We start from the raw sequence: 22,445 nt of genomic DNA, 5'->3' as shown, positions 1-22,445 counted from the left end.
GGAACATCGATGACCGCTGCTATCGCCGCTCGCTCGCTTCGGCGCTGTTGAGGAGCGCGCTCGCGAGCGGCTTCGTCACCGCCGAGCTACACCACTCAGCGGGACACGACCCGCGGGGGGCGCGGCACCGCCTTCTTCCGCACCCTGCCAACCTCCTGACAGACTGCTGTCAGGAGGGGTGTGAGATACTCTTCTCATCAAAAGAGAGGAGTGAGGTCGATGAACGGTTTTACCATTCTGCGTAGCGTGCAGCACTATGTCGGCAGGATTCGCACCGTGCGCAACGAAATCCGAACCCAGCGCTTCCTGAACAATTTGCCGGCGGACATCCGCAAGGACATCGGCTGGCCGGACCTTTACGCCGGACGCGTGCGCGAAAACTGAAATTTTGCCGCCGCGACTTGGATTGTGGCGCCGTCGCGCCCAGATGTAATGCGGCCAGTGATGTCGAGCTCAGGGAAAGAAGCCTTGTTTGGTGGTGGTTTCGCCGCAGCCTCCTGACAGGATGTTGTCAGGAGGCCTGCGGTAATTGGATCGGCTTCGATCCTGACAGTGACGAACTTGATCCGACGATCCGGAGTAATCCGCGCATGGTGAAAAGCTGGAATGACAGGCTGAACACGCCGGGCATCAACGGCATCAAGCCGTCGCCGCGCACGGTCGGCGATGTCGTCAAGGGTCAGCCGATGCTGGTGCCGACCGCGCGCCAGGTCGACGACTTCATCCGCTCGATCCCCGAAGGGGTGGAGATGGATGTGCGCGCGTTGCGCACCGCTCTGGCCATCGAGCACGGCGCCGAAGTGACATGCCCGGTGACGATCGGCTATCATCTGCGCACCGTTGCCGAAGCCGCTCATGAGGAGCTCGAGCGCGGCATGACGCTGAGCGACGTCGCGCCGTTCTGGCGTGTGCTGGGCGCTGAGACGCCGACCACGGGCAGACTGTCCTTCGGGACGAAATTCGTCGCCGCGCAGCGCAAGCGCGAAGGGCTGAAGCCATAAACCCCTGGGGAGAAATCGATGCGCCGCGCCGACAGGCTTTTCCAGATCGTGCAGCATTTGCGGGGTGGCCGGCTGGTCACCGCGCAGAAGCTCGGCACGTGGCTCGAGGTTTCCGAGCGCACCATTTACCGCGACATAGCCGACCTGCAGTCGACTGGCGTGCCGATCGACGGGGAGGCCGGCGTCGGCTACATGATGAGGGAGGGTTTCGACCTTCCGCCGCTGATGTTCACGCGTGACGAGATCGTGGCGCTGGTGGCCGGCGCCCGCATGGTGCGCGCCTTCGGCGGCGCGGCGATGGCGCGGGCCGCCGACGAGGCGCTGGTCAAGATCGGCGCGGTGCTGCCCGATACCGAGAAGGACCGCATCGCCCGCACCGAGATCCACACGCCGATGTGGGTGGTGAGCGACGCCGCGCGGGAGGCCATCGACCTGATCGAGCGCGCCGTCGAGAAACGCCAGGTGCTGACCATCGACTATTCCGACGAGGCCGGCCGCGGCACCGCGCGCGACATCAGGCCGCTCGGCCTGTGGTTCTGGGGCAAGGTCTGGACCTTGGTCGCCTGGTGCGAGATGCGCGACGATTTCCGTGCCTTCCGCATCGACCGCATCGCCTCGGTCGTGATTGCCGGCCGCATCTTCAAGCCGGAGCGCGGCAAGCAGCTCGCCGATTTCTACCGCGCCGTTGAGCGCAGCGAGGATTACGGCATGGCGCCCGACCGCGCCGCGCGGACGTGACTTCCTCCCAAGCCATTTGTCCAATAAAAAAAGCCCGCTTCGAGCGGGCTTTTTTTATTGGACGCCGGGAGGTTTACCCCTGGTCGTCGTCTTCGTCCTTGTCCTTCGACTTGAGCGCCGAAAGCTTGGCGAAGACGGCGTTGGCGTCGAGTTCCTGATCCTCGTCCTTCGGCTTCTCCGGCGCCGGCACCAGCCGTTCCGTGAGAGCCGCCGGCAGCAGCGTATCGCCGACGGGCTGCGGCTGCTCGCGGCCGCGCGAGGCGCGGTTGACCTCGAGGTCGAGGTCGATCTGCGAGGTAAGGCCGAGCGTCACCGGGTCCATCGGCTGCAGATTGGCAGAGTTCCAGTGCTTGCGCTCGCGGATCTGCTCGATCGTCGACTTGGTGGTGCCGACAAGACGCGAGATCTGCGCGTCCTTGAGCTCGGGATGGTTGCGCACCAGCCACAGGATGGCGTTCGGCCGGTCCTGGCGCTTCGACAGCGGCGTGTAGCGCGGACCCTTGCGCTTCGATTCCGGCACCCGAACCTTCGGCTCCGAGAGCTTCAGCCGGTAATTGACGTCCTTCTCGCCGCGCGCGATCTCGTCGCGCGTCAGCTGCCCGGTGATGATCGGGTCCATGCCCTTGATGCCCTGCGCCGACTCGCCGTCGGCGATCGCCTTGACCTCGAGCGGATGCAGCCCGCAGAACTGCGCGATCTGCTCGAAGGAGAGCGCGGTGTTGTCGACCAGCCAGACGGCGGTCGCCTTGGGCATCAGCAGCGTATTGGCCATATCAAAAATCCTTCTCGTTCGCCCGCGTTCCCGCGCGGGCGGTGGTTTTAGAGCCACCAAAATGGGAAATTCGCGGCCTGTATAAACGCTCCCTCCAATTTTCGCAATGTTTTTGGGAAGGGCCCGATTCACAGCCCTAAAATGACAAAACCCGCTGGACGAGGTCCAGCGGGCTTGGAACCGGAAACGAAGCAAGCGTCTCGACGGCTCAGGCTTTCAAGTCTCAACCCGGCCTTGCGGTCGGGCTGGGTTTGATTACACAGCCTGGCGAGCAATGCGCTCGATGTCGGCGCGGTTAATGCCGAGGTCGCTCAGCTGACGGGCATTGAGCTTGTTCAATTCGCGCACGGTCTCGTTGTACATGCGCCACTTACGGAAAGCACGGATCGGGTTCATTTGAATTTCTCCAGTCGTTTGATGAAATCGTTTGATGCCGTGTAAATAGGCATGACTGCCCAAGAAATGAACGGACGCTTTTGCATGGCCGCAATGCGTTTTGTGCATTGCACCATTAAGGTTTCGTTCAGCTTGGAACCGGGGACGTGAGGCGCCGGAGGATGTGCGGAGATTCAGGTCAGGCCGAGCCGAAAATGGCAGGTTCCGAGAACCGGCCTTCGCCGGCCATAGCCGTCATAGAGCGGAGGCACTTATGAGGGCTTCGGCCGGCGAAGGCCGGAGCGGAACGTACTTAAGTACGTGAGCACCGGAAGCGCAGGAAGCTGCCATTTGCAGGCCGGCCTCACCTGAATGTGCGCACATCCTAGCCGACGTCGAGGACGATCTTGCCTATATGCTCGCCCTCTTCCATCCGCTCATGCGCCCGCCAGGCTTCGGACAGCGGAAAGATCATGTCCATGACGGGGGCCACCTTGCGCGTGCCGAGCATCGGCCACACCTGGGCCTCCAGCGCGGCGGCGATCGCCGCCTTGAACTCGACGGTGCGCGGCCGAAGCGTCGAGCCGGTGTGGGTCAGGCGCTTGACCATGAGCGTTGCGAAATTGGTGCTTGCGACAGCGCCGGACTGCACGGCGATCTGGACGATGCGCCCCTCGACGGCCGCGGCTTCGTAGTTGCGCGCGACATAGTCGCCGCCGACCATGTCGAGGATGACGTCGACGCCCTTGCCGCCGGTCGCATCCTTGACCTCGGCGACGAAATCCTGCTCGCGATAGTTGATCGCCCGGTCGGCGCCGAGCCTCAAGCAGGCGTCGCATTTCTCCTTGCTGCCGGCGGTGGTGATCACACTGGCGCCGAAAGCCGAGGCCAGCTGGATCGCGGTGGTGCCGATGCCCGACGAGCCGCCATGGACAAGCAGCGTCTCACCCTTCTTCAGGCCGCCGCGCTCGAACACATTATGCCAGACGGTGAAGTAATTCTCCGGCACCGCGGCCGCTTCCGAATAGGTGAAGCCGGCCGGGATCGGCAGCACGCTGCCGGCATGGACCTTGACATACTCGGCATAGCCGCCGCCCGGCGTCAGCGCGCAGACCCGGTCGCCGATGCGCCAGCGCGAAATCTCGTCGCCGAGCACCGCGATTTCGCCCGCAACCTCGAGGCCGGGCAGGTCCGAGGCACCGGGCGGCGGCGGATAGGCGCCCTTGCGCTGCTGGACATCCGGCCGGTTGACGCCGGCCGCATGCACGCGGATCACCACCTCGCCCGGACCAGGTACCGGCACGTCGCGCGTTTCCGGCTTGAGCACCCTTGGCCCACCGGGTTGCGAGATCGCGATGGCCGTCATCTTCTCCGGAATCTTGTGATTGTTCGCCATGGCTGTCCCGTCTCCTCGGTTCCTGTCTTGTCGCAGTGGTTTGCATCGGCGCCCCTGCCCTATGTATGCTGATTGCCAAATCAGGCAAATGGCCAAGTAAGGGAGGAGCGACGGATGGCGATCTTCGACGACGAACCCAGGAAGAAGCCGCGCCCGCACGAGATCGGCCAGGACCTCTCGCTCCTGTCCGTCGATGAATTGTCGGAGCGTATCGCGCTGCTGCGCGACGAGATCGCCAGGCTGGAGGCCGAGCGGGCGGCCAAGGGCACCACCAAATCCGCGGCCGAGGCACTGTTTCGCAGAGGATAGGTCCGCCGGCCTGCCAGTCCGCCCCGGAAAAGCCTGATTGCGACTGCCAGACGCTGAAACAGACCTGCGCCCGAAATTCCAGCCGGATCAAGCGATGTTTGCAACCTACAGACCGATCCTCTCGCTGCTTCGCGGCACGGCGTTCCTGCTTGCCGCGTCCGGCCTGCACGGGCTGCTCCTGCCGCTGCGCGGCCAGGTGGAAGGCTTTTCGACCGCAGCGCTCGGCCTGATGGGCACGGCCTGGGCAGGCGGCTTCGTCACCGGCTGTTTCTTCGCGCCGCGGCTTGTTCGCCGTGCCGGCCATGTCAGGGCTTTCGGTGCCTTCGCCGCGTCCGGAGCCATCATCGCGCTGCTCACCGGCCTCATCATCGACGAATATGTCTGGATCCTTTTGCGCGCCTTCACCGGCTTCACAATGGCCGGCGCCTTCATGGTGATCGAGAGCTGGCTGAACGAGAAGGCCACCAACGAGAACCGCGGCACCGTCTTCGGTCTCTACATGATGGTCACCTATGCCTCGATCATGGGCGGCCAGATGATCGTGGCCGGCGGCGATGTGCGCTCGGCCTCGCTGTTCATGATCACCGGCATCCTGTTTTGCCTGTCACTCATTCCCACGGCGGTGTCGACGCAGTCGCATCCCAAGCCCCTCCAGGACGTCAAGCTCGACGTCAAAGGCCTCTATGCCAATTCGCCCGTGTCGGCGGTGGCCTGCCTGCTGATCGGCATCGCCAACGGCGCCTGGGGCACGCTCGGCGCCGTCTATGGCGCACGTATCGGCATATCGACCGCCGAGATCGCGCTGATGATGAGCCTCGTGGTCATCGCCGGCGCCGCCATGCAGCTTCCGGCCGGGCGCCTGTCGGACACGACCGACCGCCGCTTCGTGCTGGCGGGTGCTGCCTTCGGCGCGGCGCTGGTCGCGGCGCTGATCTTCCTGTTCGCGCCGCGTTCGGGTGTCTTCGTCATCGTCATGACCGCCGCCTACGGCGCCTTCGCCTACACGCTCTATTCGATTGCCGTCGCTCATGCCAACGACCACGCCCGCGCCGAGGACTTTGTCAAGGTTTCCGGCGGCCTGCTCCTGCTCTACGGCTTCGGCACAATGATCGGCCCGCTTTTGGCCGCGGCCCTGATGGGTTCGGTCCGTCCGGAGGGGCTTTTCCTGGCCACTGCGCTCGCCCATCTCAGCCTCGCCGGCTACACGCTGCTGCGTATTCGCGCCCGCGCGCCGGTGCCGATCGAAAACCGCGATGCCTTCAAGACGCAGCCCGCTGACCGCGCGGTCACGCCCGAGGCAACGCGGCTCGATCCGCGCAGAAAAGTTGAAACCAGTAGTTGAGATTCGTAAGACTTTGCCTCACAAATAAAGGCATGATGTTTTCTGACGCCTTCGTGGCGATAGCCGATCCCAATCGGCGCTATCTTTTGGAAGAACTCCGCCGCGGCCCGAAGACGGTGAACGAATTGGCGGCCGGGCTGCCCGTCTCACGCCCGGCGGTTTCCCAGCATTTGAAGGTCCTGCTCGACGCCGGCCTGGTCAACGCCAAGGCCGAAGGCACAAAACGTGTCTATACTGTTAGCAGCGCCGGCTTCCTCAGGCTCAACATCTGGCTTGACCAGTTCTGGGAAACCGCGCCGGGAGAATAGCTCTCGCGACTGCCGATTGCCAGGCAGCCGGCAGTCGCGAGAGACGTCAGCTTGACGCCGCCAGCGCTCTGCCCAGCATGTCTAGCAGGATGTTGGTTCCATGCTCGCGCGTGGATGACGTGTCGTGGCCGTCAAGGAAAGCGCCCTGCTCGGTCAGGACCAGCCTCGTGCCGGCGCCTTCAGGCCGCAATTCCATCGTAGCCAGTGACACCGAGATGCGGACATCGCCGAACAGCATGTCGTAGCTGTAGACGATGCGCTCATTGGGCACGATGTCGAGGTAGGTGGCGGTGTAGGTGTGCAGCGGTCCGTCCTTCGGGCCGCCGGTATTCACCTCTCGGCCACCGACGCGGAAATCCAGCTGATAGCCTTCGGGTTTCGGATTGCCCGGATCGGCGAACCAGCGTTTCTTGGCTTCTTTATTGCTCAGCGCGAAATAGACCTTCTCCGGCGCCGCCGGATAGGTACGCTCGATGACGAAGGTGGAATGGACGACGGATCGTTCGCTCATGACTTGGGCCTTCAGCTTTCATCCTTGGTTTCAGTGAGGAAATCGCCGAGCCGGTCGAGCCGGCGCTCCCAGGCGAGCCGCCGCTCGTTGATCCAGTGCTCGGCGGCCCGAAGCGCCTGCGGCTCGATCTGGCAGGTCCGCACCCGGCCAAGCTTTTCGGTCCTGACCAGGCCGCTCGCCTCGAGCACGTTGAGATGCTGGACGACGGCCGACAATGACATCGCCAGCGGCTCGGCCAGTTGGCTGACGGATGCCGGCCCGCGCGACAGCCTTTCCACCATGCTGCGCCGGGCCGGATCGGCGAGCGCCTGGAACATGAGGTCCAGCTGGGCCGGATCGTGCAGCATCGCGCTCTAGCCGTTGTTGTACGGAAAGAGCTTGAAGTAAGGTCCCGCTTCTTCGATGACGCGGGCAAAGGACGGGCGCGCGAGCAGCCGGTCGTGATAGCGTTTGACCGCAGGAAACTTGTCGTCGAACGGCTCGACCTTGTTGGCATAGAACAGCGCCGGCGAGGCGGCGCAGTCGGCCATGGTGAAGGTCTCGCCCACCGCCCAGGTCTTGCCCTGCATCTCCTCTTCGACGATGGCGTAGGAATTGCGCAGCTGCGCGCGGGCCTCCTCGACGCCGAACGGATCGGTCTGATCCTTTGGCCGCAACCTGTCGCCGACGATCTTCTGCATCGGATGCTGCACATAGAAATCGTAGAAGCGGTCGGCCTGGCGGACCTCGAGGGCGAGATCGACATCGGCGGGAACGAGCTCGACCGGCCCCGGACAATGCGCGGCGAGATATTCGACGACGATGGTGGATTCCAGCACCGTGCGATCCCGTGCATCGTCACGCAGCGCCGGCATCTTGCCGGTCGGCGATACCTTGAGGAAGGCCGCGCGCGATGCCTCGTCGCCGAGGTCGACGATGACCGGCTCGAACGGCGTGCCGTTCTCGTAGAGCGCGATCAGCGGCTTCCAGCAGAACGAGGCCAGCGGGTGGAAATGCAGCGTCAGGGACATTCTCGCTCTCTTTCAATACTTAAGTAAGTACTTCACTATTGCCACGGACGGCTTGAGTCAAGACAGCCTCCTGTGGGCTAGCCGTGCGCGACGATGGCCTCGACGATTTGCGGCCAGTCGTTGCGGTGCAGTTCGTGGCCGCCGCCTTCGACCTTGACCAGCCTTGCGCCGGGAACAGCCTTGGCGAGCGCCTCGCCATGTTCGATCGGGAAAAGCGGATCGGCGGTGCCGTGGATGACGAGCAGCGGCACGCGCAGATCCCGTATCGTGCGCTGCGGGCCGCCCTTGAGCAGGAAGTGGTTGGTCGCGCTGGCCAGCCCGCCAGACCGATCGTAATCCTCCTCGATCATCTTGCGCGTCCGTTCCTCGTCGAACGGATGGAGCGCGCTGGAGATTGCGCGGACGTCCTTGACCATGAAGTCGAGCACCTGCTCCCGGTTCGACCAGTCGACATTGGCGCCTTGGGCGGAATGTTCCTTATAGGCTTCGGTCGTTCCGGGCAGGCCGGACGTGTCGACGCCAAGCGGCGAACTGCTGATTACGGTGAGCGCGGTGACGCGTTCAGGATATTTCAGCGCCACGTTCTGCGCGAGCATGCCGCCCATCGACATGCCGGCGACATGCGCCTTGGCGACGCCATGGTCGTCGAGCACGCGCATGGCATCGTCCACCATGTCCTCGAACGTATAAGGCCGCGCGCCCGGCTTGTATTTGGTCGACAGGCCGGTGTCGCGATTGTCGTAGCGGATGACGAAGCGGCCGCGCCCGGCAAGCCGCCGGCAGAAGGCTTCAGGCCACCATAGCATCGAGGCCATGGCGCCCATGATCAGAAGGATCGCCGGATCTTCCGGACTGCCGAAGTTTTCCGAAACGATATCGGGGCGCTGCGCTGCCATCTGCTCCTCCAATCCGATTGCGTTTTGCAATCAGTTGCACGATAATAAAACCGATATCATAATGCAACTGGTTTTTCTGGAGAGAGTGCCATGAGCATCGACCGCCGGTCCGGCTGCCCGATCAATCTGTCGCTGGAGGTCTTCGGCGACCGCTGGAGCCTGATCATTCTGCGCGACATGATTTTCGGCGATAGGCGCCATTTCCGCGAGTTGCTCAACGGCTCGCTGGAAGGCATCGCGTCCAACATCCTGGCCGACCGGCTGAAGCGGCTGATGGAACTCGGGCTTCTGACCAAGGCCGACGACCCCAGCCACAAGCAGAAGGCGATCTACAGCCTGACCGAGATGGCGATCACGCTGGTGCCGATCATGGCGCAGCTCGGCGCCTGGGGACGCGTCTGGCTGCCGGTCACGGAAGAATTGTCGATCCGCGCCGAGCTGCTCGAAAAGGGCGGCCCGCCGCTATGGGAGCAGTTCATGGACGAACTGCGCCACGAGCATCTCGGCGCGCCTTCGAAGACGCCCCCAGGCGCGCCGACCGTGCGCCAGCAGCTGCGCGCTGCCTATGAGGCAGTCGTCGCGCGAAAGGCTGAGGCTGCAACGGCGTGAGCCCGCCCGGGCTAAAGTGCCGTGGATGTGTCGAGATTCAGGTCAGGCCGAGTCGAAAATGGCGGATTCCGAGAACCGGCCTACGCCGGCCGTAGCCTTCACAGAGCGAAGACATTTATGAGGGCTTCGGCCGGCGAAGGCCGGAGCGGAGCGTACTGAAGTACGTGAGCACCGGAAGCGCAGGAAACCGGCATTGCAGGCCGGCATCACCTGAATATCGGCACATCCCTCAGTTTAGGTTGATATCCCGGCTGGCCGACCGCATCGACACCGAGAAGCCGGCCAGCACGTCGAACAGCGCGATGATCATCAGCGTGAAGAAGACGGAATGCGCCGCGCCCTTCACCAGCAGGAATTCGACCAGGAAGGCGATGAAGACCAGCGTCGACAACAGGTGATCTATGATCGAGGCGTTGGACGCGCGCACCGATTTCGAGATCTCGATGAACAGGAAGATCAGCCCGATCAGCACCATCAGGTCGCCGAGCGTCATCGAGAACACGCCGCCCGACATCATGCGGAAGGTGAACATCTCCGTCGTCCACGGATCGTCGCCGCCGCCGAACAATCCCAGCAGGCCGAGATTGTAGAGGACGAAGGGCACGATCAGCATCGGAACAGCACCGAACATCTGGGCGACTCCAATGGGGCACCCTTTTTGTAAAATCCGCGGCAGGCGCGCCGTCAAGGCTTTTCGCCGGCGCTGGCGAACACGCTGTAAGACCTAATGAAATAACGATGTCAGCCGGTTGCCCGGCTGACATCGCGCCCCTCATATCACCGTCAGCGCTTGAAATAGCCCGCGCGCACGGCCGCGCCGATGACGTTCAGGATGATATGGCCGGCCGTCATCGACGTGATCTCGTTGACATCGCGCGCCGGCGCGATCTCGACGATGTCCATGCCGACTAGCTTGCCCTTGCCGACCAGACCCTGGATCAGCTCGATCGTCTGCCGGTAGGTGATGCCGCCAGGCTGCGGACCTTCGACCGCAGGCATCACCGACGGGTCGAGCCCGTCGGCATCGATGGTGAGGTAGTAGCGGCCGCCATCCGGGATACGCTTGAGAAGGGCCGCGGTGCCGATATCCTGCCACTCATTGGTGGTGATGATGTTGGCGCCATAGGCGCGTGCCGCCTCGACCTCCTCGGTGCGCGCGCTGCCCTGGCCGCGGACGCCGACCTGGAAGATCTTGTCGATATGCTTCATCTCCGACGCGCGGCGGATGGTGCTCGAATAGCCTTCCTTGACGCCGTTGACGTTGTCGCGCCAGTCGAGATGGGCGTCGAGCTGCACCAGCGTGATCGGCCCCTCGCCGTCCAGCGCGCGAAAAATCGGGATCGGAATACCGTGGTCGCCGCCGATGGTGATCGGCATGGCGCCGGCGGCGCGGATCTTGCGAATGGCCTGTTCCGCGAGCTTGTAATGTCCGACATGATCCGCGGCATTGCCGGGCACGTCGCCGACATCGACCACCTTGATGTCCTGCCCGGCGAAGACCGGCCCGCCGATGTCGAAATCATAGCGGTCGAGCGCCTGGCTGATCCGCTTTGAGGCGCGCCGCACCGCGGTCGGCGCGTTGGTCTGGTCGTTGATCAGCTCGTCGATCGTGTAGGGATCGCCGTAAGGCATGCCGATGATGGCGACATCAGCCTTCAGCGTGTCGAGGTCCTCGACCAGCGGAAAGTTCATGAATGTCTGGAAGACATCGCGCGGCGCGGTGGTGAGCTTGGACATGTGGTCTCCTTCTGTGTTGAAAGCTTTGCGAATTCAGCCGCGCGAGACGGCGAGATGCGGTGTCAGGCGGCGTTCCAACTCACGCGCCGCGGCGGCCACCAGCACGGTGAGGGCCCAATAGAGCAGCGCGATCGCGGTGAAGATCTCGACCGGCGCGAAGGTGCGGCCGATGATGTCCTGCGCCATATAGGTGAGCTCGGGCACGGTGATCGCCGACAGGATCGCCGATTCCTTGATGAGCGTGATAGTGAGGTTGGCCGCAGCCGGCAGGATGTAGCCCGCCACCTGCGGCAACAGCACCTTGCGCAGGATCAGCGGATAGCGCAGTCCCAACGCATAGCCGGCCTCGGTCTGTCCGCTTGGGATGGACTGGATCGCGCCGCGCACGATTTCCGAAAAATAGGCGCTGGCATAGGCCGACAGCGCAATGACCGACACGGCGATGGTCGACAGCCGCACACCCGCCATCGGCAGCACGTAGAACAGCAGGAACACCTGGATCAGGAACGGGATGTTGCGGAAAAGCTCGACATAGCCGGCAACGATCGATGCCGGCACCCGCCCTGCCCTGAGCCGCACCAGCGCCAGGACCAGGCCGAGCGCGAAGCCTGCCGGCAGCGTGACGGCGCAGATGACGAGCGTGTTGCCGAGACCCTTGGCCAGCGCCGGCCAATTGTCGGTGATGACAGCGAAGTCGAAGCTCATGCCCGCGCCCTCTCCGCCTGGCGCTCCAGGCGCCGCACCACGAGGCTGCAGGCGAACAGCACGATGAAATAGAGTGCCGCCGCCACCATGAACGCCTCGACCGGCCGATAGGTGACGTTCATGATGTTCTGCGCCGTGCGCGTCAGCTCGACGACGGTGATCACCGACAGGATCGACGAGGCCTTCACCAGCATGGTGAACTCGTTGACCATCGGCGGGATGATGATGCGGAAAAGCTGCGGCAGGATGATCTTCAGCCAGGTCACCGCCGGCTTCAGCCCGAGCGCCTTGGCCGCCTCATACTGGCCGGTCGGAATGCGCGTCAGCCCGGCCCTGAGGATCTCGGCGACGAAGGCCGCGCTGTTGAAGGAGAGCGCCAGCACGCCGGCAAGCAGCGGCGGCAGGTCGATGCCCACCAGTCCCGGCAGCACGTAGTAGACGACGAATATCTGCACGATCAAAGGCGTGCCGCGGATGAAGCTGGTGTAGAGCGCGCCGATGAAACGGACGGCCCGCCAGCGCGACCGACGGCAGGCGAGCAGGCCGAAGCCGATGGCGGTGCCGAGCGCGAAGCCGAGCGCCGAAACGGCGAGCGTGACGCCGGCGCCGGCCAGGAACTGCGGCAGGAAGGCGATGGTTCTGGAGAAGTCGACCATGGCTCAGCTCGACAAGTGATGGCGCGCGGGGAGAGCGACCTCCCGCGAAAGGCCGGTCTCCGCCCGTGCAAAGCGGTTTAGAGGGCACCCGGAGGCAGGTAACCCTGGTCAGGCGTCTGCATCTCGAAGCCGAACCATTTCATCTGCAGCTCCTTGAGCTTGCCGCTGTCCTTCAGCTCGCCGATGCTGGCATTGATGAGGTCGCGCAGGTCCTTGTCTTTCGGCCGCACCACCCAGGCGAGATACTGGAACTCGCCGATCGAGCCGACGACCTTGTAGGTGTCGGGCACGTTCTTCATCAGCACCGCCGCCGAGGGCGAGGCGATGACGATGGCATCGACCTGGCCGGAAGCGAGCGCCACATGCGTTTCCGGGAAGGAGGTGAACAGCTTGATCTCGCCTATGCCGCCGCCCTTGGCCTTGAGCTCCTTGTCATAGGCCTCGATCACCGGCTGCACCGAGGAAGCAAGCTGCGTTGCCACCACCATGCCGTCGATGTCCTCAGGCTTCTTGATGCGGTCCTCGTTGGCGCGCACGACGATGACGTTGTCGAACGAACCGGTCGGCCGCGTATAGGCATATTTCGCCGCGCGCTCGGCATTGATGCCGGTGGAGGTCGCCATCAGGTCGAACTTCTTGGCGAGCAGGCCGGGCAGCAGGCCCTGGAACGGCAGATTGAGCTGGTCGAGCTTCACGCCGAGCTTAGCGACCACATAGTCGAGGATGTCCTTGTTGTAGCCGACGATCTGGCCGTCGCGGACGAACTCGAACGGCTCGAAGGCCGCCTCGGTGCCGACGACGATCGTGCCGCGCTGCTTGATCTGATCGACCAGGCCATCGGCATGCGAGACGGCGGATAGAATGAGAAAAGGTGCTGCGGCCAGCAGGCGAAGTGCCGAGCGGCGCGCGGTGGAAAACAACCCAACCATTTCGTTACCCTCTTTTTTCTTCGGTTTTACTGCGCTGGTAGGCCCGGCCGGAGTGCTTGAACACGCGGCCGATCATGTAGCTCTCGGAATCCTTGATCCCGGGAACATTGGCGAGTTCGCTGACCAGGAAATCATGCAGGGCCGTCGTCGACGGCAGGGTCAGTTGGATGATGATGTCGAAGGGTCCGGTCATGGCGTAGACCGAGTCGACGAAGGAATATTCGGAGAGTTTTCGCGCGACGCTGATGATGTGCTCGCGGTCGACGTCGAGCCCGACGATCGCCGCGATGCCAAGATCGCTGCGCAGCGGCCGCACCACCGCCTGGATTGAGATGTCGGGATCTTCGAGGACGCGCGCCATCTTGCGCCGCACCGTCGCCTCGGTCACGCCGATGCGTTTGGCGATGTCGACGCTCGACATCCGCCCGTCGACCTTCAGTTGCGAAAGAACCGCCTGCTCGGTCTCGTCCAGGTCATTGGTGCTGACGAAATCCCACATAAATCCCCTCGTTCATGTCGATTTCCGACTATAAAATTCAAATTTGCATAAGAATTCGTCATTTGCAAGCGATCTGCAAACAGAAGCAAACGCGATACCGGATGGCATCGACGTAGGCGGTGGGTTTGAAGCGCTTAGAGAGGACGGCTTAAGGCCGCGCGAGCGCGAAAGTCAGGTCGTGCCGATTTCGGTCGGCTGCCGCGCCAACGAAGGCGCAAAAACAAAAAGACCGGCCAAAGGCCGGTCTTTTGAAAACGTCGGAAACCTTGGAAGCTTCTCAGCTTTCCTTCGGCTCCAGAACCTGGCGGCCACGATACATGCCGGTCTTCAGGTCGATATGGTGAGGGCGGCGCATTTCGCCGGAGTTCTTGTCCTCGACATAGGTCGGGGCCTTGAGGGCGTCGGCCGAGCGGCGCATGCCGCGCTTCGACGGAGAGGTTTTTCTTTTTGGAACGGCCATGGATATGCTCCACTACATGGTCAAAATGCCCCGGCAACCCTCGCGAAAGGGCCGCATCGAGGCCATAATCTGAGAAAGTCGGGTGCCTATACACGCCTTGCGCCGTTTTGGCCAGCGCTGGCTGTGAATTTTTTTGAGCCGGCGACGCTTCGTCCTAATCCAAACATCCCACATAGGCGCCGGACCGGCTGGCGCGCCGCTCGATCAAGCTCGCGAGACGCCTCAGGCCCGGCCCCGGCTTGGCCGGATTGCGCGCGATCGGGTTGGGCAGGCTGACGGCCAGCAGCGCGGCCTGCCTTCGCGACAATTGCTTGGCCGAGACGCCGAAATGGTGCTGGGCGGCGGCCTCGATGCCGTAGATGCCCGGCCCCCATTCGGCGATGTTGAGATAGATCTCCATGATCCGCCGCTTCGACATCACCGCATCGAAATAGATGGCTAAAGGCAGCTCGACCACCTTTCGCACGCTGCCCAGCGGCCGCGACCACAGAAAGAGGTTCTTCACCGTCTGCATGGTGATGGTGGAGGCGCCGCGCGTCGCCTCGCCGGCCAGCGCATCGTCGACCACGCCGCGCAATTCGCCGAGATCGACGCCGCGGTGGAAGCAGAACTGCCCGTCCTCCGACATGATCACCGAATGCGCCAGCACCGGCGCCACGTCGTCGATCGACACCCAGCGCCGGTCGTAGCCGGAAAACGTCACGAGGTCCTTCAGCATCAGCGTCGAGATCGGATGCACGAAGGACGGCAGGTAAAGAAAGGTGAGCACGACCGGGATAGCCGCCAGCACAAGCGCCACGACCAGGCAGCGCCGGGCGATGCGCTTCACACCGGCGCGGTTCGGGCGCCGACGTCGCGCCATGTCCAGCCCTTCGCTTTCATATTCGACGATCGGTTCCGTCAAGCCGTCCCACCCGTGCCTCGCCCCCATCGGCATAAAGGCGCGCGCCTGCTTGCGCAATGTCTGAGTGTCGGCTACCGGTCCCGGCCATGAGCAAAGACGACCAGATCGCCTTCGAAACCGCGCTTTTCACGCGTGCCGCCGCCGTCGAGGCCGAGCTGCGGCGGATCCTCGACGCGCGTCCGCTCACCGGTGAGATCGCGCGGCCGGGGCGCCTGATGGCGGCGATGCGCCACGGCGTGCTCAACGGCGGCAAGCGGCTGCGCCCTTTCCTGGTTCTGGAAAGCGCCGCGCTGTTTTCGGCCGAGAATGACGCGGCGCTGCGCGTCGCGGCGGCGCTGGAATGCGTGCATTGCTATTCGCTCATCCATGACGACCTGCCGGCGATGGACGACGACGATCTGCGGCGCGGCCAGCCGACGGTGCACAAGGCCTTCGACGAGGCGACCGCGATCCTCGCCGGCGACGCGCTGCTGACCTTGGCCTTCGACATCATCGCCGACGAGGCGACGTTGCTGCCGGCGGAGCGCCGCGCCACCCTGGTTCTCGCGCTTGCCCGCGCGGCCGGCGCCGGCGGCATGGTCGGCGGCCAGATGCTCGACCTCGAGGCCGAGCGCGAACGGCCGGACGAGGCCGGCATCATCACCTTGCAGGCGATGAAGACCGGCGCTCTCATCCGCTTCGCCTGCGAGGCCGGCGCGATCCTCGCCGGCGCGCCGCCCGCCGACCGCGAGAGGCTGGCAGAGTTCGGCTCGGCGATCGGCCTTGCCTTCCAGCTCGCCGACGATCTTCTCGACCTCACCGCCGACGCCAAGCAGATGGGCAAGGCGACGAACAAGGACGCCGCCGCCGGCAAGGCGACGCTTGCCTCGCTGCACGGCCCCGACTGGGCCCGCGGCCAGCTCCACGGCCTGATCGACCAGGCGCATGCGCTGCTCGAGCCCTACGGCGAAGCGGCTGAGCTGCTCAGGCAAGCGGCGACCTTCGTGGCGACGCGCAGCAGCTGAACGGTGGCGCAGGCGGGCGGCCAAATTGCCGGCCCGGCACTGATCCCCACAACCTCGGCGAAAATCTGCGATACCCGCTCCAGGAAAGCGAGCTGCCGGTTCTGCGGTCAGAGGCCGACACGGCTCCGATTGTTCGCTCCATCCGAATACTGCTGTCGATGGCTGGGTGATTATCCCGCATCCGCGGCGGTCTATATCCGCTCCAGGACAACGAACGGAGATCGGTCCCGGCCGATGACACCGCGCAGGCGGTCCCCATCCAGAGTCGTGAAAAATCCAACCCGGAAGGAACCTGGAAATGCCCTTTGCCAACTTCAAGATGCCTGAGGCCGCCCTCACAAAAGCGCAGAAGGAAGACCTCGTCCACAAGACCACGCAGATGTTTGTCGACTATTTCGGCGAAGGCGTGCGTCCCTACACCATGGTGCTGATCGAGGAAGTTCCCGACGGAGGCTACGGCCGCGCCGACGAGATCTTCATTCTTCCCGATGCCTACCGGGCCAACGATGCCTGATTTGAACGGGCGGCCCGTTTGCCGGACGGCACGCCCGATTTGATCGGTCGTCCTGCGGCAGCTGATGGCGGCGATGCGACGGACACACAAGGCGACGCTTGCCGCACTTGCATGGCCGGCTGGGCGCGTGAGCAACTCCTCCACGCGCTCGAATAGTTCTGGTGATGGGCATCCATTCGTGCAAGATCGCCGACTGACAAATGCCGGAGGATGCCGGGGAACCGATGCTTAAGCTGCAAGCCTGGCTGGCCGATTACTGGGTCATTGGTGCGGGGTTCATGGCAGCATCGCTTATGGCGGCCGCGCCGGTAGTATCGCTTCCGCTGCCGGTGTTCCTGATCTTCCTGCATAGCCCGTTCTACATGGTCCATCAGGTCGAAGAACACACCGGCGACCGATTCCGCAAATTCGCGAACGAGCATGTTTTCAGCGGCCGTGACGCGCTTACCGTCGCTTCGGTTCTGGTCATCAACCTGCCGTTTGTCTGGGGCGTCAACCTGCTTGCTCTTTATGCCGCATTCCTATGGGGACCGGCTTGGGGCCTGGTTGCCCCCTATGTCATGATCGTGAACGCGCTCGCGCATCTCGTCACATCGGCACGGCTCGGCAAATACAATCCCGGCCTTGTCACCAGCGTCATTTTGTTCTTGCCGCTGAGCGTCGTTACGATCTGGATGATTGGCCTGACGGCAGGTCTTGTCCCGCAATTGATCGGCGCAGCGCTCGCGATCCTGCTCCACCTGGCGATCATTGCGGTGATGGCTGCCCGATACCGCTCTCTCGTCGCCACCTCGTAGCATCCGCGGCGAAGCCACGCTTGCGGCAACGAGCAAGCCGCTGGGATATCGCGTCGAACGCCTGCCGCAGGGTTTCAACGTCTCTCGACGCGATGCCTAAAACGTGATCCCACGGAACCTACCTGCGGAGCTCCGGTCCCCTACCCTTTGGCGAATACGTTCCGCCGTTGCGTGGACTTCATTCCGATCGGGGAGGAAGAGGTGCTCACCCTTACAATCAATGGACAGTCGCGCGACGTCGACGTGCCGGAAGACATGCCGCTTCTGTGGGTGCTGCGCGACCATCTCAATCTGGTCGGCACCAAATATGGCTGCGGCGTCGCCCAATGCGGTGTCTGCACGGTGCATGTGGGCGGCAAGCCGGTTCGGTCCTGCCAGTTGACCGTCGGCGACGTCGGCACCCGCGCCGTCGTCACCATCGAGGGGATCGGCGCGACACCCAACGGCGCCAAGGTCCAGCAGGCCTGGATGGAGGCCGCGGTGCCGCAATGCGGTTATTGCCAGGCCGGCCAGATCATGTCGGCCACGGCGCTGTTGGACACCAATCCGCAGCCCGACGATGCCGATATCGATGCGGCGATGGCGGGGAATCTGTGCCGCTGCGGGACCTATATCCGCATCCGCCGCGCCATAAAGAACGCCGCCGCCAAATCGGCCTGACCATGAAAAGGGCCATTGGCATTCTCGTCGCGGTTATTGTCGTCGTCGCGCTCGGTTTCGCGGGCTGGCTTGTCCTCGGCCGCAATCCGATGGCATTCGCCGGCGGCCCGACTGTGGCGCTGGCGGATTATCATGAGGCCGCCGTCAGCGGCGTACCGGCGGCACTTGCCAGCGCCGATCTGGTGAAGCGCGGCGAATATCTTGCCCACGCCGCCGACTGCCAAGCCTGCCACACCGCGCCGGGTGGCGCGCCCTTTGCCGGCGGCTTCGCCTTCAACATGCCGTTCGGCACGATCTATTCCACCAACATCACGCCGGACCAGGCGACCGGCATCGGCAGCTACAGCGATGCCCAGTTCCTGGCGGCGGTGCACCGGGGCATTCGCGCCGACGGCCAAAAGCTCTATCCCGCCATGCCCTACGCCTCCTACAGCCTGATGACCGACGCCGACGCGCTGGCGATCAAAGCGTATCTCTTCACGCTGGCGCCGGTGAAGGCGCCCGCCAAGCAGAACCAGTTGTCTTGGCCGTTTAGCCAGCGCGGGCTGATCGCGCTGTGGAACGTGGCGTTCAATCCCGACCAGCGCTTCCGCCCCAACACCGGCCAAAGCCCGCAATGGAACCGGGGCGCCTATCTTGCCGAGGCGATGGGCCATTGCGGCGAGTGCCATACGCCGCGCAACCTCGCCTATGGGCTCGACAATCACGGCAAGTTCGCCGGCGCGCTGACCGCCGGCTGGCGCGCCTACAACATCACCGGCGACAAGGTTTCCGGCATCGGCGACTGGAGCGACGACGACCTCTATGCCTATCTCTCCACCGGCCATGCCAATGGCCATGGCGGCGCCGCCGGACCGATGGGCGAGGCCGCCGACGACAGCTTGAGCTATCTGCTGCCGGACGATACGCACGCTTTGGTCGCCTATCTGCGCAGCATTCCGGCCCATGCCAGCGACCTGCCGCGCACCGTCACCACGGCAGCACCGGCTTCCTACAAGCAAGGCGCGACGACAGAGGCCAACATGCGCGGCGAGAAGATTTTTGCCGGCGCCTGCGCCTCGTGCCATGACTGGACCGGCGTCAGCCCGGTCACCGGCTTTGCCACGTTGACCGGCGTGCGCGCGGTGAACGATCCCAGCGCCACCAATGTGGCGCAGACGGTGATCAACGGCGTCAGCCGCAAGACCGCAGACGGCAGGATCTTCATGCCGGGCTTCGGCGAGGGTTATTCCGACGACGATATCGCCGCCGTCGCCAACTACGTCACCGCCCGCTTTGGCGCCAAGGGCGCGCATCTGACGGCCAAGGACGTGGCCGCGCTCAGAGAGCAGGCGGCGCAACAATCCAAAGAGGCTCCCAATGGCTGACACCCAGACCAGTTTCGCCCGCTCCGACGCTTATCTCTCGGCTCTGCTCGACGAGGTGCATTCGGCCGGCGCGGCCAATGCGGCGACGAAGATGGGGCGGCGCACCTTCTTCAAGTTGACCGGGGCGAGCGTCGCGGGGCTGGTGCTGGGCTTCCATATCGGCGACGCGGCGTTCGCGGCCGAGCCGGTGAACGGCGACGCGGCAAGCGCCAAGGACCGGGCCCTGAACGCCTTCATCCGCATCGCGCCCGACAACACGATCACCATCTACTCGAAATGCCCGGAGATCGGCCAGGGCATCAAGACCTCGTTCGGCGTCATCATTGCCGACGAGCTCGATGCCGACTGGAACCATGTCGTGATGGAGCAGGCCGACATCAATCCGAAGGTTTATGGCAGCCAGGGCGCGGGCGGCTCGACCTCCATCCCGCGCGCCTGGAACCAGTTGCGCCAGGCCGGCGCCGGCGCCAAGGCGATGCTGATCGCCGCCGCGGCGCAGGCATGGTCGGTCGACCCGTCGCAGATCACGGCGCAGGCTTCGATGCTGACGCACGCCGCCAGCGGCCGGTCTGCGACCTATGGCTCGTTGGCGGAAGCGGCGGCGAAAATGCCGGTGCCCGATCCAAAGGGCCTGAAGCTCAAGAGCCGCGCCGAGTACCGGCTGATGGGCAAGCGCTTTCGCGGCGTCGACGACCCCAAGGTGGTTACCGGCAAGCCGCTGTTCGGCATCGATGTCCAACTCCGCGGCATGGTCTATGCCACCTACACCAAATGCCCGGCGATCGGTGGCAAGGTCCGATCCTTCAACGCCAGCGAGATCAAGGCCGAGCCCGGCGTGCTCGACGCCTTCGCCGTTGAGGGCACCGGCCTTGCGGTCGAAGTGATGCCCGGCGTGGCGATCATCGCAAAGGACACCTGGAGCGCCTTCCAGGCCAAGGACAAGCTCGAGGTGGACTGGGACCTCAGCGAAGCCTCGACGGACTCCTCCTCGCGCTTTTCGGCGGAAGCGAAGAAGGTCGCGGAAAGCTTCCCGCAGAACCCGGACAACAATGTCGGCGACGTCGACAGATCCTTCGCCGATGCCGCCAAGACCGTCGAGGCCTACTACGAATATCCCTTCGCCGCGCATGCGCCGCTGGAGCCGATGAACACCACCGCGCATTGGCATGACGGCATCATGGAACTGTGGGTGCCGACCCAGCAGCCCGACCGCGGCCTGCCGCTGATCGGCAAGGTTGCCGGCATTCCCCCCGAGAAAGTCGTGATGCATCAGACCCGCGTCGGCGGCGGCTTTGGGCGGCGGCTGGTCAATGACTATGCCTGCGAGGCGGCGGCCATCGCGCTGAAGGTCAACGCGCCAGTCAAGCTGCAATGGAGTCGGGAGGACGATTTCAGCCACGACTTCTACCGGCCCGCTGGCTACCACCAGTTCAAGGGCGCGATCGACAAGGGCGGCAGGCTCGACGCTTGGCGCGAGCATTTCATCACCTTCACCGCCGACGGCAAGAAAGAGGCCTCGGGCGCCAACCTCACCGACAACCTCAGATATTCCATCAAGGCGCCTAACTTGCGCCGCGCAAAGACGATGTTCCCGCTGAAGATCCCGACCGGCGCATGGCGCGCGCCGGGCGACAACGCCCAGGTTTTCGCCGCCCAGAGCTTCATGCACGAATTGTCGCTCGCTTCGGGACGCGACCATGTCGAGTTCCTGCTCGATGCGGTGAACCGCGACGTGCCCGAACTCGCTCCCAAGGAGCCAAGCGTCAATTTCAGCCCCAGGCGAGCGACCGACGTCATCAGGATGTGCGCCGAAAAGGCGGGCTGGGGAAAGACGCTGCCAAAGGGCAGCGGCCTCGGGCTTGCCTGGTGCTATTCGCATGCCGGCCATGTCGCGCAGGCCGTCGAGCTCGGCGTCGATGCCGACAAGCGGATCAGGATCGCCCGCATCGTGGTGGTGCTCGATGTCGGTCCGATCATCGACATGGCAGGTTCCGAAGCCCAGGCGCAAGGCGCATCCACCGACGCCCTGTCGACAGCGATGGGTCTCAAGGTCAACATCGAGAACGGGCGCATCAGGGAGCAGAACTACAACGACTACCCGATCCTGCGCATGCCATTCGCGCCGATGACGATCGACGCCTATTTCATCCAGTCGGACAATCCGCCGACCGGCATGGGCGAACCTGCCTTTCCGGCGCTGGCGCCCGCGCTGGGCAACGCGATCTTCGCCGCGACCGGCGAGCGCGTCCGCCGATTGCCTCTGCGCGACCTGGGCTATTCGCTGTCAACCTGAGCCGGCACCCCGCCCGCCGACCGCGGGAGGCTGGCGGTGTTCGCTTGCGCGGATGCCTTGAAACGATGATCCCGGTTGAACGGCTACGGGCTTTTCTGGACGCGCTTTTCGAGTTCGACCGTGCGTGCGCTCAAATCGTCCAGTTCAAACCCTTGCGAGTCGAGGAAGGCCGCCGATCCGTTGTTGGGATCGGCCGCAAGACGTTTCGTTTCCTGCAGGTGATGTTTTAGCCAGGCGCGCTGCTCGCGCTGCAGCCGGACACGCTCGGAACCGCGTTCGCGATGCATCAGGGTGTTATAAGCCGTATTCAGCCTGGCGTCGAATTTATCGATCTCGACTTTCCCGCAATCCAGCATTGCCGAGGAAACGCCGTTGGACCGATCGATGCACGCTTTCATTTCGGCATCGCTCTGCGCCATCGCCGGGTGGGTCGCCATCATGGTCGCAATTGCGAGAAGGCAGGCATATTGGAGCATGGAGGCGGTTCCTTGATTTCCAACCTGAAGGGCGGTCAGCCTGGCACGATCGTCTATTTATCGAAACAGGAGTCGCCTTCTGGTCAAAGCTGTTATTCATCGACAAAAGCAGCCGCCCCGCCACCAACGAAATCTTAATGTAAATCAAGCGTAATCCCGGCCATTAAAATTGTGCGT

The 22,445-nt window shown here is 63.9% G+C and carries 29 protein-coding genes; 13 read left to right on the top strand and 16 right to left on the bottom strand.

Annotation, left to right across the window (positions count from 1 at the left end; translation table 11 throughout):
* Positions 1-219: 219 nt before the first annotated feature.
* From RFM41_RS10135 to RFM41_RS10125, 3 genes are all read left to right on the top strand, one after another.
* The gene (locus RFM41_RS10135; protein WP_320246974.1) at positions 220-384 is read left to right on the top strand and encodes a hypothetical protein; all 165 of its coding nucleotides are present in this window, start codon (positions 220-222) and stop codon (positions 382-384) included.
* A gap of 206 nt (positions 385-590) precedes the next feature.
* Entirely contained in the window at positions 591-1,001 is a 411-nt protein-coding gene (locus RFM41_RS10130; RefSeq protein ID WP_320246976.1) for a hypothetical protein, read from the top strand.
* Between the two features lie 18 nt (positions 1,002-1,019).
* Positions 1,020-1,739 carry a helix-turn-helix transcriptional regulator gene (locus RFM41_RS10125; RefSeq protein ID WP_027166621.1) on the top strand — a complete coding sequence of 240 codons (720 nt, stop codon included), beginning with the start codon at positions 1,020-1,022 and terminating at the stop codon, positions 1,737-1,739.
* Positions 1,740-1,812: 73 nt separating this feature from the next.
* Here the strand turns inward: RFM41_RS10125 and RFM41_RS10120 are convergent, their stop codons facing one another.
* From RFM41_RS10120 to RFM41_RS10110, 3 genes are all read right to left on the bottom strand, one after another.
* Entirely contained in the window at positions 1,813-2,511 is a 699-nt protein-coding gene (locus tag RFM41_RS10120; RefSeq protein ID WP_320246977.1) for a DUF1013 domain-containing protein, read from the bottom strand.
* A gap of 255 nt (positions 2,512-2,766) precedes the next feature.
* A complete protein-coding gene (locus RFM41_RS10115) occupies positions 2,767-2,907 on the bottom strand; it encodes a DUF1127 domain-containing protein (RefSeq protein ID WP_071074868.1) in 141 nt (46 codons plus the stop codon).
* A gap of 364 nt (positions 2,908-3,271) precedes the next feature.
* The gene (locus tag RFM41_RS10110) at positions 3,272-4,282 is read right to left on the bottom strand and encodes an NAD(P)H-quinone oxidoreductase (protein WP_320246979.1); all 1,011 of its coding nucleotides are present in this window, start codon (positions 4,280-4,282) and stop codon (positions 3,272-3,274) included.
* Between the two features lie 114 nt (positions 4,283-4,396).
* On the opposite strand from RFM41_RS10110, the gene RFM41_RS10105 reads away from it, so the two are divergent.
* The 3 genes from RFM41_RS10105 to RFM41_RS10095 all read left to right on the top strand — a co-directional run bounded on the left by RFM41_RS10105 (position 4,397) and on the right by RFM41_RS10095 (position 6,241).
* The gene (locus RFM41_RS10105) at positions 4,397-4,591 is read left to right on the top strand and encodes a DUF1192 domain-containing protein (protein ID WP_320246981.1); all 195 of its coding nucleotides are present in this window, start codon (positions 4,397-4,399) and stop codon (positions 4,589-4,591) included.
* Positions 4,592-4,685: 94 nt separating this feature from the next.
* Entirely contained in the window at positions 4,686-5,933 is a 1,248-nt protein-coding gene (locus RFM41_RS10100) for an MFS transporter (protein ID WP_320246983.1), read from the top strand.
* A 32-nt stretch (positions 5,934-5,965) separates the two neighbouring features.
* Positions 5,966-6,241 carry an ArsR/SmtB family transcription factor gene (locus RFM41_RS10095; protein WP_320246985.1) on the top strand — a complete coding sequence of 92 codons (276 nt, stop codon included), beginning with the start codon at positions 5,966-5,968 and terminating at the stop codon, positions 6,239-6,241.
* 46 nt (positions 6,242-6,287) lie between these two features.
* Here RFM41_RS10095 and RFM41_RS10090 read toward each other — a convergent pair whose 3' ends face one another.
* The 4 genes from RFM41_RS10090 to RFM41_RS10075 form a co-directional block, all read right to left on the bottom strand.
* Positions 6,288-6,752 (bottom strand): SRPBCC family protein, encoded by a 465-nt coding sequence (locus tag RFM41_RS10090; RefSeq protein ID WP_320246987.1) that lies wholly within the window; start codon positions 6,750-6,752, stop codon positions 6,288-6,290.
* An 11-nt stretch (positions 6,753-6,763) separates the two neighbouring features.
* Positions 6,764-7,099, bottom strand: coding sequence for an ArsR/SmtB family transcription factor (locus tag RFM41_RS10085; RefSeq protein WP_320246989.1), 336 nt, complete (start codon positions 7,097-7,099; stop codon positions 6,764-6,766).
* A 6-nt stretch (positions 7,100-7,105) separates the two neighbouring features.
* A complete protein-coding gene (locus tag RFM41_RS10080; RefSeq protein ID WP_320246991.1) occupies positions 7,106-7,762 on the bottom strand; it encodes a glutathione S-transferase family protein in 657 nt (218 codons plus the stop codon).
* Between the two features lie 77 nt (positions 7,763-7,839).
* A complete protein-coding gene (locus tag RFM41_RS10075; RefSeq protein WP_320246993.1) occupies positions 7,840-8,658 on the bottom strand; it encodes an alpha/beta fold hydrolase in 819 nt (272 codons plus the stop codon).
* A gap of 90 nt (positions 8,659-8,748) precedes the next feature.
* Between RFM41_RS10075 and RFM41_RS10070 the strand changes: the two genes are divergently transcribed.
* Positions 8,749-9,267 (top strand): winged helix-turn-helix transcriptional regulator, encoded by a 519-nt coding sequence (locus tag RFM41_RS10070; RefSeq protein WP_320246995.1) that lies wholly within the window; start codon positions 8,749-8,751, stop codon positions 9,265-9,267.
* 229 nt (positions 9,268-9,496) lie between these two features.
* On the opposite strand, the gene RFM41_RS10065 is transcribed toward RFM41_RS10070, so the two are convergent.
* The 8 genes from RFM41_RS10065 to RFM41_RS10030 all read right to left on the bottom strand — a co-directional run bounded on the left by RFM41_RS10065 (position 9,497) and on the right by RFM41_RS10030 (position 15,115).
* Entirely contained in the window at positions 9,497-9,898 is a 402-nt protein-coding gene (locus RFM41_RS10065; RefSeq protein WP_320246997.1) for a hypothetical protein, read from the bottom strand.
* A gap of 152 nt (positions 9,899-10,050) precedes the next feature.
* Positions 10,051-11,004, bottom strand: a complete 954-nt coding sequence (locus RFM41_RS10060; RefSeq protein ID WP_320246999.1) for an agmatinase — start codon at positions 11,002-11,004, stop codon at positions 10,051-10,053.
* 33 nt (positions 11,005-11,037) lie between these two features.
* On the bottom strand, positions 11,038-11,709 hold the full coding sequence (locus RFM41_RS10055; RefSeq protein ID WP_320247001.1) for an amino acid ABC transporter permease: 672 nt from the start codon (positions 11,707-11,709) through the stop codon (positions 11,038-11,040).
* A complete protein-coding gene (locus RFM41_RS10050) occupies positions 11,706-12,365 on the bottom strand; it encodes an amino acid ABC transporter permease (protein ID WP_320247003.1) in 660 nt (219 codons plus the stop codon). Before RFM41_RS10050 ends, RFM41_RS10055 begins: the two co-directional genes overlap by 4 nt.
* A 77-nt stretch (positions 12,366-12,442) precedes the next feature.
* On the bottom strand, positions 12,443-13,294 hold the full coding sequence (locus RFM41_RS10045) for a transporter substrate-binding domain-containing protein (RefSeq protein ID WP_320247004.1): 852 nt from the start codon (positions 13,292-13,294) through the stop codon (positions 12,443-12,445).
* 4 nt (positions 13,295-13,298) lie between these two features.
* Positions 13,299-13,793, bottom strand: coding sequence for an Lrp/AsnC family transcriptional regulator (locus tag RFM41_RS10040; RefSeq protein ID WP_041000132.1), 495 nt, complete (start codon positions 13,791-13,793; stop codon positions 13,299-13,301).
* A gap of 277 nt (positions 13,794-14,070) precedes the next feature.
* Positions 14,071-14,253, bottom strand: coding sequence for a 50S ribosomal protein L32 (gene rpmF / locus RFM41_RS10035; protein WP_006203806.1), 183 nt, complete (start codon positions 14,251-14,253; stop codon positions 14,071-14,073).
* A gap of 154 nt (positions 14,254-14,407) precedes the next feature.
* The gene (locus tag RFM41_RS10030) at positions 14,408-15,115 is read right to left on the bottom strand and encodes a transglycosylase domain-containing protein (protein WP_320248061.1); all 708 of its coding nucleotides are present in this window, start codon (positions 15,113-15,115) and stop codon (positions 14,408-14,410) included.
* Positions 15,116-15,243: 128 nt separating this feature from the next.
* Here RFM41_RS10030 and RFM41_RS10025 point away from each other — a divergent pair, with 128 nt between their 5' ends.
* The 6 genes from RFM41_RS10025 to RFM41_RS10000 all read left to right on the top strand — a co-directional run bounded on the left by RFM41_RS10025 (position 15,244) and on the right by RFM41_RS10000 (position 21,792).
* Complete coding sequence (locus RFM41_RS10025) at positions 15,244-16,161, top strand: polyprenyl synthetase family protein (protein WP_320247007.1); 918 nt, start codon at positions 15,244-15,246, stop codon at positions 16,159-16,161.
* Between the two features lie 298 nt (positions 16,162-16,459).
* On the top strand, positions 16,460-16,675 hold the full coding sequence (locus RFM41_RS10020; protein WP_320247009.1) for a tautomerase family protein: 216 nt from the start codon (positions 16,460-16,462) through the stop codon (positions 16,673-16,675).
* A gap of 200 nt (positions 16,676-16,875) precedes the next feature.
* Positions 16,876-17,472, top strand: a complete 597-nt coding sequence (locus tag RFM41_RS10015) for an HXXEE domain-containing protein (RefSeq protein ID WP_320247011.1) — start codon at positions 16,876-16,878, stop codon at positions 17,470-17,472.
* Between the two features lie 201 nt (positions 17,473-17,673).
* On the top strand, positions 17,674-18,132 hold the full coding sequence (locus RFM41_RS10010) for a (2Fe-2S)-binding protein (protein ID WP_320247012.1): 459 nt from the start codon (positions 17,674-17,676) through the stop codon (positions 18,130-18,132).
* Positions 18,133-18,134: 2 nt separating this feature from the next.
* A complete protein-coding gene (locus RFM41_RS10005) occupies positions 18,135-19,499 on the top strand; it encodes a c-type cytochrome (RefSeq protein WP_320247014.1) in 1,365 nt (454 codons plus the stop codon).
* Positions 19,492-21,792 (top strand): xanthine dehydrogenase family protein molybdopterin-binding subunit, encoded by a 2,301-nt coding sequence (locus RFM41_RS10000; RefSeq protein WP_320247016.1) that lies wholly within the window; start codon positions 19,492-19,494, stop codon positions 21,790-21,792. Before RFM41_RS10005 ends, RFM41_RS10000 begins: the two co-directional genes overlap by 8 nt.
* A gap of 83 nt (positions 21,793-21,875) precedes the next feature.
* Here the strand turns inward: RFM41_RS10000 and RFM41_RS09995 are convergent, their stop codons facing one another.
* Positions 21,876-22,268 (bottom strand): lysozyme inhibitor LprI family protein, encoded by a 393-nt coding sequence (locus RFM41_RS09995; protein ID WP_320247018.1) that lies wholly within the window; start codon positions 22,266-22,268, stop codon positions 21,876-21,878.
* Between the last annotated feature and the right edge of the window lie 177 nt (positions 22,269-22,445).

This window comes from Mesorhizobium vachelliae (assembly GCF_033977325.1).
GTDB classification, from domain to species: domain Bacteria; phylum Pseudomonadota; class Alphaproteobacteria; order Rhizobiales; family Rhizobiaceae; genus Mesorhizobium; species Mesorhizobium vachelliae.
This window is presented reverse-complemented; position numbering and strand designations above follow the sequence as displayed.

What these genes read in the sequence shown, in the direction of transcription:
- RFM41_RS10135 (WP_320246974.1), top strand. Translation starts at nt 220, where the DNA reads ATGAACGGTTTTACCATTCTGCGTAGCGTGCAGCACTATGTCGGCAGG.
- RFM41_RS10130 (WP_320246976.1), top strand. Translation starts at nt 591, where the DNA reads ATGGTGAAAAGCTGGAATGACAGGCTGAACACGCCGGGCATCAACGGC.
- RFM41_RS10125 (WP_027166621.1), top strand. Translation starts at nt 1,020, where the DNA reads ATGCGCCGCGCCGACAGGCTTTTCCAGATCGTGCAGCATTTGCGGGGT.
- RFM41_RS10120 (WP_320246977.1), bottom strand. Translation starts at nt 2,511, where the DNA reads ATGGCCAATACGCTGCTGATGCCCAAGGCGACCGCCGTCTGGCTGGTC.
- RFM41_RS10115 (WP_071074868.1), bottom strand. Translation starts at nt 2,907, where the DNA reads ATGAACCCGATCCGTGCTTTCCGTAAGTGGCGCATGTACAACGAGACC.
- RFM41_RS10110 (WP_320246979.1), bottom strand. Translation starts at nt 4,282, where the DNA reads ATGGCGAACAATCACAAGATTCCGGAGAAGATGACGGCCATCGCGATC.
- RFM41_RS10105 (WP_320246981.1), top strand. Translation starts at nt 4,397, where the DNA reads ATGGCGATCTTCGACGACGAACCCAGGAAGAAGCCGCGCCCGCACGAG.
- RFM41_RS10100 (WP_320246983.1), top strand. Translation starts at nt 4,686, where the DNA reads ATGTTTGCAACCTACAGACCGATCCTCTCGCTGCTTCGCGGCACGGCG.
- RFM41_RS10095 (WP_320246985.1), top strand. Translation starts at nt 5,966, where the DNA reads ATGATGTTTTCTGACGCCTTCGTGGCGATAGCCGATCCCAATCGGCGC.
- RFM41_RS10090 (WP_320246987.1), bottom strand. Translation starts at nt 6,752, where the DNA reads ATGAGCGAACGATCCGTCGTCCATTCCACCTTCGTCATCGAGCGTACC.
- RFM41_RS10085 (WP_320246989.1), bottom strand. Translation starts at nt 7,099, where the DNA reads ATGCTGCACGATCCGGCCCAGCTGGACCTCATGTTCCAGGCGCTCGCC.
- RFM41_RS10080 (WP_320246991.1), bottom strand. Translation starts at nt 7,762, where the DNA reads ATGTCCCTGACGCTGCATTTCCACCCGCTGGCCTCGTTCTGCTGGAAG.
- RFM41_RS10075 (WP_320246993.1), bottom strand. Translation starts at nt 8,658, where the DNA reads ATGGCAGCGCAGCGCCCCGATATCGTTTCGGAAAACTTCGGCAGTCCG.
- RFM41_RS10070 (WP_320246995.1), top strand. Translation starts at nt 8,749, where the DNA reads ATGAGCATCGACCGCCGGTCCGGCTGCCCGATCAATCTGTCGCTGGAG.
- RFM41_RS10065 (WP_320246997.1), bottom strand. Translation starts at nt 9,898, where the DNA reads ATGTTCGGTGCTGTTCCGATGCTGATCGTGCCCTTCGTCCTCTACAAT.
- RFM41_RS10060 (WP_320246999.1), bottom strand. Translation starts at nt 11,004, where the DNA reads ATGTCCAAGCTCACCACCGCGCCGCGCGATGTCTTCCAGACATTCATG.
- RFM41_RS10055 (WP_320247001.1), bottom strand. Translation starts at nt 11,709, where the DNA reads ATGAGCTTCGACTTCGCTGTCATCACCGACAATTGGCCGGCGCTGGCC.
- RFM41_RS10050 (WP_320247003.1), bottom strand. Translation starts at nt 12,365, where the DNA reads ATGGTCGACTTCTCCAGAACCATCGCCTTCCTGCCGCAGTTCCTGGCC.
- RFM41_RS10045 (WP_320247004.1), bottom strand. Translation starts at nt 13,294, where the DNA reads ATGGTTGGGTTGTTTTCCACCGCGCGCCGCTCGGCACTTCGCCTGCTG.
- RFM41_RS10040 (WP_041000132.1), bottom strand. Translation starts at nt 13,793, where the DNA reads ATGTGGGATTTCGTCAGCACCAATGACCTGGACGAGACCGAGCAGGCG.
- rpmF (WP_006203806.1), bottom strand. Translation starts at nt 14,253, where the DNA reads ATGGCCGTTCCAAAAAGAAAAACCTCTCCGTCGAAGCGCGGCATGCGC.
- RFM41_RS10030 (WP_320248061.1), bottom strand. Translation starts at nt 15,115, where the DNA reads ATGGCGCGACGTCGGCGCCCGAACCGCGCCGGTGTGAAGCGCATCGCC.
- RFM41_RS10025 (WP_320247007.1), top strand. Translation starts at nt 15,244, where the DNA reads ATGAGCAAAGACGACCAGATCGCCTTCGAAACCGCGCTTTTCACGCGT.
- RFM41_RS10020 (WP_320247009.1), top strand. Translation starts at nt 16,460, where the DNA reads ATGCCCTTTGCCAACTTCAAGATGCCTGAGGCCGCCCTCACAAAAGCG.
- RFM41_RS10015 (WP_320247011.1), top strand. Translation starts at nt 16,876, where the DNA reads ATGCCGGAGGATGCCGGGGAACCGATGCTTAAGCTGCAAGCCTGGCTG.
- RFM41_RS10005 (WP_320247014.1), top strand. Translation starts at nt 18,135, where the DNA reads ATGAAAAGGGCCATTGGCATTCTCGTCGCGGTTATTGTCGTCGTCGCG.
- RFM41_RS10000 (WP_320247016.1), top strand. Translation starts at nt 19,492, where the DNA reads ATGGCTGACACCCAGACCAGTTTCGCCCGCTCCGACGCTTATCTCTCG.
- RFM41_RS09995 (WP_320247018.1), bottom strand. Translation starts at nt 22,268, where the DNA reads ATGCTCCAATATGCCTGCCTTCTCGCAATTGCGACCATGATGGCGACC.